The organism is Bifidobacterium sp. C0047B3 (assembly GCF_056590535.1).
Genome location: NZ_JBWPWH010000001.1, coordinates 604,018 through 616,477 on the forward strand (window position 1 = coordinate 604,018; position 12,460 = coordinate 616,477).

7 protein-coding genes and 1 tRNA gene are annotated in these 12,460 nt (G+C 36.9%); all 8 read right to left on the minus strand.

All coding sequences use genetic code 11. The features are described 5' to 3' along the window. Window positions 1-2 precede the first annotated feature (2 nt). Window positions 3-1,070 (minus strand): phenylalanine--tRNA ligase subunit alpha, encoded by a 1,068-nt coding sequence (gene pheS / locus AC1EKT_RS02315; protein ID WP_415686901.1) that lies wholly within the window; start codon window positions 1,068-1,070, stop codon window positions 3-5. 70 nt (window positions 1,071-1,140) lie between these two features. After that, the gene (locus AC1EKT_RS02320) at window positions 1,141-2,049 is read right to left on the minus strand and encodes a TrmH family RNA methyltransferase (RefSeq protein WP_415686902.1); all 909 of its coding nucleotides are present in this window, start codon (window positions 2,047-2,049) and stop codon (window positions 1,141-1,143) included. Window positions 2,050-2,161: 112 nt separating this feature from the next. After that, window positions 2,162-3,193 (minus strand): cation diffusion facilitator family transporter, encoded by a 1,032-nt coding sequence (locus tag AC1EKT_RS02325; protein WP_415683869.1) that lies wholly within the window; start codon window positions 3,191-3,193, stop codon window positions 2,162-2,164. 189 nt (window positions 3,194-3,382) lie between these two features. Further along, the gene (locus AC1EKT_RS02330) at window positions 3,383-4,018 is read right to left on the minus strand and encodes a zinc ribbon domain-containing protein (protein ID WP_481615972.1); all 636 of its coding nucleotides are present in this window, start codon (window positions 4,016-4,018) and stop codon (window positions 3,383-3,385) included. A gap of 563 nt (window positions 4,019-4,581) precedes the next feature. Next, window positions 4,582-9,384, minus strand: a complete 4,803-nt coding sequence (locus AC1EKT_RS02335) for a DUF4011 domain-containing protein (protein ID WP_481615973.1) — start codon at window positions 9,382-9,384, stop codon at window positions 4,582-4,584. 181 nt (window positions 9,385-9,565) lie between these two features. Further along, the gene (locus AC1EKT_RS02340; RefSeq protein WP_481615974.1) at window positions 9,566-10,375 is read right to left on the minus strand and encodes a hypothetical protein; all 810 of its coding nucleotides are present in this window, start codon (window positions 10,373-10,375) and stop codon (window positions 9,566-9,568) included. A 260-nt stretch (window positions 10,376-10,635) separates the two neighbouring features. Then, window positions 10,636-10,719: transfer RNA gene (locus tag AC1EKT_RS02345), tRNA-Leu, on the minus strand. 41 nt (window positions 10,720-10,760) lie between these two features. Next, window positions 10,761-12,437: a DUF501 domain-containing protein gene (locus tag AC1EKT_RS02350; RefSeq protein ID WP_419399321.1), complete on the minus strand. Its 1,677-nt coding sequence runs from the start codon at window positions 12,435-12,437 to the stop codon at window positions 10,761-10,763. Window positions 12,438-12,460: the final 23 nt, after the last annotated feature.

Below are 12,460 nucleotides of genomic sequence, written 5' to 3' on the forward strand. Positions count from 1 at the left end.
TTTTACTCCCCCATTACAAACTGTTCACTGAAGCGCTTATCGCCTTCAACCAAATCATGCATATCGTTAATATCGTGGCGAAGAAGCAGAGTCCTCTCCAAGCCGACACCAAAAGCAAAACCGGTATACACTTGTGGATCTAAACCTGCAGACTTCAACACATTAGGGTTAACCATTCCACAGCCACCCCATTCAATCCAGCCTGGACCGCCCTTTTTATCCGGGAACCAAAGATCCAGCTCAGCACTAGGCTCAGTAAATGGGAAGTAGCTTGGTCGCAAGCGGCTCTTTGCATCTGGACCAAACATTGCAACAGCTAAACGATCTAGAACACCCTTTAAATCAGCCATTGTTAAATGCTTATCTACAGCCAAAGCTTCACATTGATGGAAAACTGGAGTATGTGTTGCATCCAGTTCATCAGTGCGGAACACTCTACCAGGAGAAGCAATATACAGAGGAACTCCACGCTCAATTAACGCACGTACTTGATCAGAAGAAGTTTGCGTGCGCAAAACCATATTTGAACCAACAAAGCCTGCAGCATCCTTAGCTTGATTGCCCTGAACGTAGAAAGTATCCTGCATTTGGCGCGCAGGATGATCCGGACCAAAGTTCAATGCATCGAAATCAAACCATTCAGTTTCAACTTCTGGACCTGCAGAAATCTGCCAACCCATAGACACGAAGAAGTCTTCAAAATCTTCAATAATACGAGCAATAGGATGACGAGCACCTAAAGGCTTCCGATTAATCGGAAGAGTCATATCTACAGTTTCTGCAGAAAGCATGTTAGCTTCTTCAATGGCTTTAATTCGCTCTGTAGCTTCTGCAAAAGCTCGACCAAAATCAGCTCGCAAAGTTGACATTACTTTGCCAACTTCCTTCTTTTGATCTGCAGGCAAAGAACCAATTGCTTTGCTTGCAACAGTCATCACTGACTGTGCGCCAGCATACTTAGTTTTAACAGCCTTCAGCTCTTCCATAGTTTGAGCAGCTGTAACGCTAGCAATACCTTCTTTTACTGCTTTAGCTACAGCTTTAATATCGAATGGCTTATTATCGGTCACAGCACCCTTCCTATCTGTGTTATACGTATACTCATTGTTTATATACGATATTGCAAAATATTGCCCAAAGTTATATTTTTCGCTCATGACTCGACATAGCTAAGCCCATAAGCATTACTGCTGCACTTGTTGCAAGGTTCATCGATTCCGCTTTCCCATATATTGGAATTATTGAAATATCGTCAACCTGTTGCAATACTTCTTTAGGTAAGCCTCTAGCTTCATTGCCAAATAAAATAGCCAAAGAACTACTAATAACCTCGGAATTGACTAAAATTTTTGGAAATGGCACAGGTTTAATCTTGTCAGTTCCATAAATATCAGCTGCAATAACTCGAATATTTGATTTTGCAGCGTATTCGAACCAGTCTTGAACGCTTAATTGCACTACAGGAAGATGAAATAACGAGCCAGCAGTCGAACGCACAAGCTTAGAATTCCAACGGCTTACGCAATCATCAACAAAAACAACAGCATCGCATCCAGCAACATCTGCAACGCGAATAATAGCACCAGCGTTGCCAGGATCTCTTACCTGCCAGCAAGCTGCAATACGAAGAGGCTTAAAATCGTTTTTTACTTTTACTTGTGCTGATTGTTGCAAATTTTTAAACTCACTAACATAGGTATCATCTAAAGATTTCGAATTAGCAACCGCAACAATTCCCTGTGAATCAGCACTAATTTTTTGCATAATACTCGACTCAACAGGATGAACATAACAAGATCGGGATAAAGCTTCTTTAACTATTTCCCGCAAAGAAGAAAATTGGGAACTTTCCTTTTCATTACCTTCACAAGCATCTTTAGTAACATAAATATCACATAACGAATCTGTGGCATAACGTACAGCTTCGCGCACACTTTGCGGACCTTCAACTAAAAAACGCTGCAAATCATGCGACTTTGCGCGACCTAAAGAAACGAGTCTGCGAACACGCTCACTGTGAGTATTATCAATTAGTTCTTTTAACGGCATAAATATAACTTTACTTCAAAAACAATTACGACACAGGAAATACGCATTCACGTATTTATGCAAACTTGTCACGTTCTTTGCAACAAGACTTATAAGCAAAACCTTATAAACTCTATTCATGATGCTCTGAAGAACTGGAAGTTGTATAGCCTTTAGGCTCAAGCTGGAAAGTAGTGTGAGAGACAGAAACAGGAAAATGCTCACGTAAGCAGTCCTGAAGCTGGGAAAGCACCTGAGAGCATTGAGACATTGTCATATTAGGATCCACAACAACATGTGCCATAAAAATCGGCATACCAGTAGAGACAGTACTAGCGTGCAAATCGTGAACTGCAAGAACATGAGGAACATGTTCTAGATGTTCACGAACTTTGTTTAAATCAAGACCTTCAGGAGTCTGCTCAAGAAGAACCTTAACAGCATTCTTAAGAAGTTTTAGCGCACGAGGAATCATAAGAAGTGCAATAATACCGCCAGCTACAGCATCAAAACCTGCCCAGCCTGTACTCATCATTACAATAGCTGAAACTACAACTGCAACAGATCCAAGAGCATCGTTCATAACCTCAAGAAATGCAGCACGCATATTCATGTTGTCTTGAGATTGAGACATAAGAATTACAAGAGAGCCTAAATTCGCAGCTAAACCAAGAATACCAAAGAATAGCAGCTGATTTACATCGTGAATGCCTTGATGACCACTACCAAAAAGACGCATTCCAGCTTCAACAAGAGCATACACTCCTACAAGCAGTAAAATAAGAGCTCCTGCAGCAGCTGTAATAATCTCAAGACGCGCCCAACCCCACGTGCGCTTACTATTTGGACGACGACGCATAAGAATTGCAGTAACTGTTGAAGCTGCAAGAACCGAAATGTCTGTAAGCATATGACCTGCGTCTATAAGAAGCGACAAAGAATTGGTCATGAAAGAACCAATTACCTCAGCAAAGAACACAGTTGCAGTAAGAGAAAGCGTAAGAAGCAAACGATGCTGATGCGCATGACTTGCGTGAATTACTTCTGCTTGGGAAGCTGCGTTGGCATTGTTGTAATTAGTATCGAAAGAGTTAGCATTTTCATTCGCACTTCTTGAGCGTGAATCAGTGCTATTAGTTCGAATTACATCGTTATGATTATGCACTTTCCAGCCTCCTAAAATATTAAAATATTTGGACGATATCGTTTCTCAATATCATTCGCATTTTGCCTTATACGCAATGAACCCCAGCCTAAGCCGGGGTTCAAATTGCTAAACAGTCATATCTACAACTATGTAATCACACACCGTCAACATGTATAAACATTGTATAAAACATGTTACAAAGTAATGCTATTTCTCTGCTTTTAGCACTCTTTCACACAGGTAGTACAATACAGAGGATCCAAGCAAAGCAAGTGCAGAGAGAATAAATAAGTAGAAACCAATGCCATAACTTACAGATCCAAACATCGAGAATCCGCCAAACTGCGATTTGACGGAAGACATCTTGCCATTAATATGGAAAAACTCAAAAATCATAAATAAAGCAGCAACACCGCCAACAATCATCATTATTTTTGACTTATTCATAAAAGCAAAAACTAAAGCAACAATAGCAATAATTATATAAAAAATTCCATCGCCAGGAGCGTTATTATTGTTCACAAAATTAATCGACTTGGAAACACCCAAGCAATTTATAGTAATGAGTGGCAAGAATGGAGCAATAATTGCAACAACAGAAGCTGCCATATAAGCAATCAAAGAGTACTTATGTAAAAGCTCAGGATCTGAATCTTCAATTACTGAATCTATTGCCTCATTAAAATTCTTAAAGCCATCTTTAGCAGAATTTAAAGTATCGTTTGCTGGCTGCTGAGTATTTTTAACAGTCTGCTGTACATTTGTGTTTCCTAAGCGATTTCCGCAATTAACACATACTTGACTATTTGCGTCGTTCTCTTTACCGCAAAAATTACAAAGCATAATTAACCTTCTACTTCAGTTGTTAAGCAATACAACTATTGCATTGCAAATTCGCAACAATTATAACAATCGAACTGACTATAAGACAAATACGGGATTGTCAAACGCAAATATGCTAAGTAAAGTGCAAATGTGGGTTATAAACCAAAAAATGTGTTTAAGAACCTAAATCTCGTTACAATATCGAAAGAAATGCTGCAGTTAAGTCAAAAAGCTCAGCATTCATCTTTAATTAACTTTTTAGTAAAACATGCTCTAACGAATATCATGCACGCACAATATTTTAAAAACACACCTCATTCTAATAAATAATGGTTATACTTATAACTTTAAAGAACATTGTCAACTAACACAAATAAAGACAAATCCAACTTTACACTCAGAAAATATTTGAAAACTGTTCGTCATCATTAAACCCATTGCTCACCAATTCTCTTTACAAACTAAACGTCACACAAAACTCGTAAAGCAGTAATGCTACTGTCAATTACTTGTTAGGCTCTCACTGCCAATTTTAGAAAACTAATATAACTTCGTAATGTGCTTATGAAATATTTCATCAATTAGCTCAAGCTTATTTGGCCATCATTTTCAACGATTTTACAAGATTTAATCAACGCGAATAAAGCATTATCTAAAGCTTCAGTATCGTGTTTTCCTATTCTCTTTTTTCCATATAGCTCTGCAATAAATTTATATAAACCATCTTTTGTTACCTTAACATTTTTACTAATAATCTCAAGCATTCCTTCGCCAATCTCTTCAGGTGAAATCTGACTAAAATCACGAACAATATCTCCAGGTAATCTGAAAACAATAGGTTTATTTTCTAAATACATAAAGCCATTCTTACGAATAATACCGAAATATTCACATCCTCGCATTTTTATATCAAAACTTTTTTGCACGACTGAAGTAACTTTCTCACGTTGAAAATACCAAACAATCCTCTGCAAAAGAAGGTTTTCTGAAAGAGGAGCTTCAACTTCTAGAATATCCTTAACAATTTCTTTAAAACCTATGTTTTTATGCTCATCAAAAATATTTTTGCAATCAGCCATCTTGTATTTTTCAAAAGAAAAATGATTAGTATCAACCGGTTGTGTAATATTATTGAGATTTGCTGAAGATTTTTCTTCTAGCCTACTCATATTCTCCATATATTCATTATGAGAATCTGCATGAGTTACATGCTTACCGTGAACGGAATCAAGTAAATCAACTGAATTATTATCCGAAGAAACTATACGTTTATCAGACAAAGCAGGACTACTATCAGAAGAATCTTCTTCATGAATGCATTTCATTTTTATAGCTTCGTTAGCGGCCACCAAAAGCTTCTCTTGCTCAACTATCCTGTTCTTAAACCACTCAGTCGACCAAATTCTATAGAATTTCCAACCCATATTTTCCAAAATAGTCTGTCGAAGCCTGTCACGATCACGAGCATTCTTAGACGAATGATATGTAGCACCATCACATTCAATCGCCAAAACATAGTCGGAACTATTGAGCATTTTTAAGCCAAGATCAATCCTGAATCCAGAACATCCTACCTGCGTGTCTACAGAGAACCCATGATTTCGTAAGAATTCACACACTTCAAATTCAAAATCTGAATCAAACTGATCTATATTTCCTACACTCTCATTGCGCTCTAAAGCAATCTCACCATTTTCAGCAAAATCAAGATACTCCCTCAGAAGTCTAACACCTTCTGATTCAGTGCGACTTAGATCTATATCCATCGCATGCATAGAAGAAACAACTTGAATGTTATATTTAGCTCTTGTAACGGCAACATTCAAACGTTTTTCACCGCTGTTTTTATTCAAAGGTCCAAAATTAAGCGAAATTGTACCTTTAGAATCTGGACCATAGCCAACGCTGAATATGATAGTGTCTCGCTCATCTCCTTGTACAGTTTCAAGATTCTTTATGAAGAACGCATCCTCCTTGTTCTCATCAAAGAAAAATTCTTTTTCGGGAGTAGTTTGACGTCGTCTTAGCAATAATTTATCGATAAGATCCTGCTGACTTTGACTAAACGCAACCACGCCCAAACTTCTAGTAGGATACCTATCGATGTTCTTATAAATCAAATCAACAACATACTCAGCTTCTTTTCTATTGTTATGTGAAGAACGATCAAATTCGCCATTTGCATAGTAATAATCAATTCCTAGACCTTCAGAATCAGCCTCAGCAGATGGGAAACTTATAAGCTTGTTATCATAAAAATTCTTATTAGAAAATGCAATAAGCTGCTCACAGCGACTACGATAATGCCAGCTTAATCTGACCTGCAGCAAAACAACAGAAGCTAAATCCAATATAGAATCAAAGCTTCTTACATCATCATCTTCGTCATCATCTTCACCATTATTTATAACAGTGCTAAAGAAATTACTAGGCGGCATTTGCTTAGAATCGCCAACAATAATAGCTTGTTTCGCGCGACTTATTGCGCAAATCGCATCCCAAGGAAACATCTGCGAAGCTTCATCAAATATTACAATATCGAATTTAATAGAATCATAGTCAAGATACGTACTCACGCTTAGCGGTGACATCATAAAGCATGGCTTAACTTTCTGAACAAGCGCTCCAGCTTCTTTAAAAAGCGAACGTATGTCCATTTTACTTCTTGATTTCTGATTTTCGCGCAGTAACATGCTTAAAGGACTTCCATATGAAGCACAATTAGACTCAGGGCATGCAGATGAAAGCTTCTCACGTAATTTTATTTGGTTTATTTTAAACTGCTCAATATCTTTTTCTGCAAATTCTTTCACTGCTCTATCTTGCGAAATTCTACTAAATTGTGACAGAGTACTATTACGCCTAATAAGTAAGTCAATCCATTGCAAATAGAATTGCTTTTTAAAGGTTCCTACAATGCTATCTTCATTAACATTATTCTTTATAACATCATTAATAAATGTAAGAATCCCAATCTCTTTAAGATCAACAAGTAAATCTCTAAAAACGCACCAATACTTCAGTCCATTAATAGATGAAAGACAGCAGTTCAGTCTAGTTTTAGCATCTTCCAAAGTTAAAACATTAAAATCAACAATTTTCTTGTCAAAACTATTGAAAATATAATTTAGATTTTGAAGATTATTTTCACTTAAAATACCAGCAATCTGATTAGAATATTCAATGAAGTATTTATTCTCAGATAAGAAACTTGAATATTTTTCTAATGGCTCAAATGAGTATCCACTATCAATAACATTTTTAAGAGCTTCCATCTGATTATTAACATAATCCCAGTCAGTATCAATTCCCTTATATGCAGGGCCGAGTAATGATTTTACAGAGGATTCAATATGAGCATATTCACTCATTGCCTTCTGATATTCCGATAAGTTCTTCATTAAAAGAACAGATTCATAATATTTAGGTTTTTTATTTACTTTTTTGCACAATCGTATATCAGAAACAATCTTTTTATAATCAGAATTAAAAATCCTAGATAATGCACCACTAAAATGTTTCAGATCACTGTAATTCTCTACACCATTTAACTTATAAATATCATCATTGCAATCAGACAGATTTTGCATCAAAGAATGTATCCCATTGCTAATTGACTGCAATTTTTGCAAAGAATCATAAGCCATATCAAAATTGCGCTTATTTAGAAGAACAGGAGTAATTAAATACGAACCACCAACAAGTTCAAAGAAACTTCTCCAGAAGAAAATATCTGCCAAATTTTTGCAGCAAATATTATAACGCTCAGAAATATCATTCGATATTTGCGATAACTTTTCTAACGTATCAACAGAAGAAGAAACACTATTCTTTATCCGAATTTCTTCCATAATGGAAAGATTTCGATTCAAATACCCATACCAAGGATTGTCATGATAGTCATATCCGATAGTAGGAAGATAATCTACATATTTTGTTAAAAGATTAGTGGCATCATCGAGATAATCTGATCCTAATTTAGATATATCTTGAACCTCACATATAACATCAGGATCTTTATCAAATTTTGCAAGACTCTCATATAAATCATACAAACTCTTATTAATTACAGGATTTATTTTATGAAGATTGTAATCATAAGAATCCAATTTCTCTTTTGCTTTTACTTTAACATTTATTTCCTCATCAACTTTTAGTTGATTAATTTCATTCTTTTGAATATCGAAGTTATTACAAATATCTTTAATAACATCTTTCTTATTGGCTTTATTTGAATGAAGTTGAAGGCAGAAGTCAGCAATACCTGTCTGCTGCATTTTGTTATATACAACTTTTAGCGCAGCAAGTTTTTCTGAAACAAATAGTACTTTTTTACCATCGTTAAGACATTCAGCGATGATATTTGTTATTGTTTGACTTTTACCAGTTCCTGGAGGGCCTTGCAAAACAAAACTTTTACCAGATTTAGCCATTTCTATAGCATCAATTTGACTAGAATCAGCATCAACAACATTGCATAAATCAATTATTGAATCCTTCACAGCCTCAGACTCATCTATATCTTCATCAGATTCGTCATAAGAATCTATAGAACCGCCTAAAAGCTTATTGACAATTAAATTATTAAGAATCTTATTTTTATTATTCTTAAGATCCATATACATATTTATTTTTGCGAAAGAAAAAAGTCCGATTTTACATTCTTTGCTTATTTCCCAACCTAATTTAGAAACTAAATTTTGCACACTTTCAAAATATTCTTCTAAAGTTGTTCCAGTTTCATATTCCGGAAGAGTTATGCCATACTCATTATTGAGTTTGCACGAAAATGTTTTATTTATGAGAATTTCATCATCAAGTACAGATATTATGTACGGATCAGTAAGAGATTTATTTGTTATCTGTATAGGAATTAAAAGAATAGGAGCATAACGAACAGTATCAGCGTAATTAGTATCTTTCCAATGAATAAATCCAAATGCTATATACGCAACGTTTATACCTGTTTCTTTCATAATTTCATTGGAAGTTTTCATAATCTTTCTTGCAGCAGCTACAGGATTACCGAAAGTGCTGTAAGCAAGAACTTGTGAGGAATTTATTTCATTAGAGAATTTATTAAGAAAATCGTTTTTGTTATAAATACGTTTATTTCTTTTACTATCTAAGCATGTATTTTGTACAGAAGAGTCGTCATTACTATTATCAGCGTCAAAAATCTGCGGAGGATTAAATATTTCAAAAGGCTCTGGATTAGCTGAAGAGAACGCTTGGAAAATCTCTTTGGCACTTGGCTTCAATATTTCTATAGACAATTTACGATCTTTAAAACTTACAAGATTATTTCGCTTACCAGTATCCAATAATTGTTCTGCCCACTTATCTATACGCTTAGATAACTCAACTAATTGTTTGGCTTCCATTTGCTCTTTACCTCACAAGCAATGTTGGTAACAACTCAATTGGAATAATTCTAACTCTAAATACTTTCTTTTTCTCTATAAAAGTAAAGTCTAAGAAAAAATAATATATAAATAACCTTGATGGACAGTAGCAACCACTACTGTCCATCAATAGATAATTTAAAAAAATAACTTGTAAAAACTATCCTCTTCTCCAACGAGGCCTATCACCGTCACGGCTTATACATACCATTGGAGTTCCTTTAGTTGTTACACCAGTAGCACCTTCTTGTGAGCAGAAAGATCCAGGATGAACATAATTTTGAGATACCTGAGCCTGATTAGTTTGAGGTTGCTGCTCCTGAGGTTGCTGCTCCTGAGGTTGCTGCTCCTGAGGCTGTGGATTAACGTTATTTGTAGGCTGCTTACTTACGGTAGTTGGAAGACGCTTTTTCTGAGATTCTTTACGAGCCTCTTCATCTTCCTTGTTTTTTGCCTCAATACTTTCATTAACAGCTTTTACAGCATCAGGAATTGCATCAATATCGTTGTTGTTTATTGCTTCATTAAGATTATCAATAACTTTAGGATCTTTAACTTTACCTACTGCATCATCCGCAATTTTTTTCGCTTCACTGAGAACATGCTTTCTATATGAAACCTGAAGATCATCGGAAGCTTGTTGCAATTGCTTTGTTTTATCTTTATAGTTTTCTAAACGATTATTAAGTTCTTTATTTGATTTTTTAATATCATCAGCATTATCTGCTAAGCATGAAATTGTGGAAAAATCTTCATTCTTAACTTCATCAAATAGAGAATTCAAGTTATCAAGCACTGAAGAATCTTCTACATCCTCGGCAGAAATCTGACTAGTTTTATTTTTTGCATCATTTACAGCATCTTTTAGAGACTTACTCGCAGCATTCACTTTAACTTTCAAATTCTCGCAAGTTTTCTGTAATGATTTAAATTCTGCATTTGAATTCGCACATCCACTAAAACAAACCATAGAAAAAGAAATTAGTATTATGAATGCAAGTGAGCTTAAGCGACGAAACTTTCTATATTTAGAATGAAGAACATTACTGCACTTCCCTAGTGCACAATTATTATCACGAATCATTATAAATCCTAATAAATATCAATGTATTATATGGATTTGCGCTAACAAATCACAGTGGAATTTTAACACAACCCAAGCATAGACTACCCAAAAACTCAGAAAGCAAAAAGCGCCACACAGCTAAAAACTGTGCAGCGCTTTGTTTGTGCCTCCGGTGGGACTCGGACCCACAAGCCCGTAAGGGCGTCAGATTTTAAGTCTGATGCGTATGCCAATTCCGCCACAGAGGCGCAATCACTTATTATGCCATACATCTAAGCAAAGAACAAGCTCAGCGTGTGGCGAGTAACTTTCTTCCCAAATCAAGCGTAATTCCGTCAAGCAAACCATGCTCACTTGCGACAAAGGTATCCAAAACACCTCCGTGATCCTCATACGCAGCTTTTGCTAATCTCTCCAACACACGGCTCCAAATCACTGCTCCACCGCCAACAACATCCACACGCCCTGGGTGAATCGTCGCATACGTGCGCCTGCAGTCCCTAGGCATACGCAAAAATCGATTATTAACAGCATAAGCCTGCTCTAATCCAATACGCACACCATCGACAGCAGTATGATCATAATGCTGCAATCCCATGGTCAAAGCAGCCATAGTTGTCACAGTTCCAGAAACGCCAATAATAGTGCGCGCTCGTCCTGCAGGAACGACTTTGAAAGCATCATCAATATGCTTGTCAATATCTTCAATAGCAGCTTGAATTTCCTCTTCTGTAGGAGGATCAGTATGCAAATGCCTTTCAGTCATTCTAACGGAACCAACATTCATGGAGTATGCTGCAGAAACCTTGTGCGCTGGCAAGCAGTCACCATCCCCTCCAAGCACTAACTCAGTAGAGCCTCCACCTAAATCAACTACGAGATACGGTGGCTGCAACTCATCGCGAGACACAACGCTTGTTGCCCCAAGGAAGCTAAGAGCTGCCTCTTCAGTACCACTAATAACTTCAGGACGAACACCAAGCTCATCAATCATCATTTGTTCAAAAATCTCACGATTTTCAGCATCTCGTGTAGCTGAAGTTGCAACAAAACGAATCGCATCAACTGGATGTTCTTTCAAAACTTGCGCAAATTCGTGCGCAGCATCCCTCACTCGCTCCAAAGCGTCATCTGCGAAACGATGAGTTTCGTCAATTCCCTGACCTAGTCTAACGACGCGAAGCATACGAGGCACAATATCTTTCATTCCATGCTCAGAAACTTGCGCAATTTTTAGTCGAATAGAATTCGTACCGCAGTCAATTGCGGCAACCTGTACTGTTTTTTCTGCACAAGTAGTCGTGTCACTTTTCACAGCTTCACACTTTGCATTTTTATCTTTTGCATCCGTTTCGTCTTCCACAACAACTTCCGTTTCAGCAGCATATGCATCATCGCTCCACGGAGTAGTACAGCGGCACACGCTAGGATCAAACTCATCTTTAATGCGCTCTAACACCATATCACCAATCGGATTTACACCTTTGCCCATTACCAATGTTTGCGCAAGCAAAGCATGCAAGCATTTGACACGAACTGGCATTCCACCAGCGCTCATCTGACTAATATGCTCTTCACTATCTCCCAAAGACACAGCTAATTCATGACGGAATTCCAAATAATACTTATGCGCACGCTCATATTGTTTTTTCAGATCTTCGTCCGATTGCAATAGCTCGTTATATTCTCGCATAATACCGTCTGCTTCGACGCGAGACACCGCTTTTACAGCTTCAGGACTGGTAAGGTAGCATGTAGTTGGGAATGGAGTGCCATCTTCTAAGCACGGTCTAGTAATAACAGCAAGAGGTCTACCACAAACGCAACGAGCACCAACAGCTACCATTCCTCTAGGGAATCTTCCAAGTTGCTTTTCAACAATTGCACGCTCGGCATCACTCGCAGGTGTAGTAAATAAACGTTTTACAGCTTCTTTTGGAATATAATTCTTATTACTGTTCTGCATTTTATCTGAACTTTCTTGGCTGT

Coding starts and splice junctions, on each gene's coding strand:
- AC1EKT_RS02350 (WP_419399321.1), bottom strand. CDS start 12,437: ATGCAGAACAGTAATAAGAATTATATTCCAAAAGAAGCTGTAAAACGT.
- AC1EKT_RS02320 (WP_415686902.1), bottom strand. CDS start 2,049: ATGCCGTTAAAAGAACTAATTGATAATACTCACAGTGAGCGTGTTCGC.
- AC1EKT_RS02340 (WP_481615974.1), bottom strand. CDS start 10,375: ATGGTTTGTTTTAGTGGATGTGCGAATTCAAATGCAGAATTTAAATCA.
- AC1EKT_RS02335 (WP_481615973.1), bottom strand. CDS start 9,384: ATGGAAGCCAAACAATTAGTTGAGTTATCTAAGCGTATAGATAAGTGG.
- AC1EKT_RS02330 (WP_481615972.1), bottom strand. CDS start 4,018: ATGCTTTGTAATTTTTGCGGTAAAGAGAACGACGCAAATAGTCAAGTA.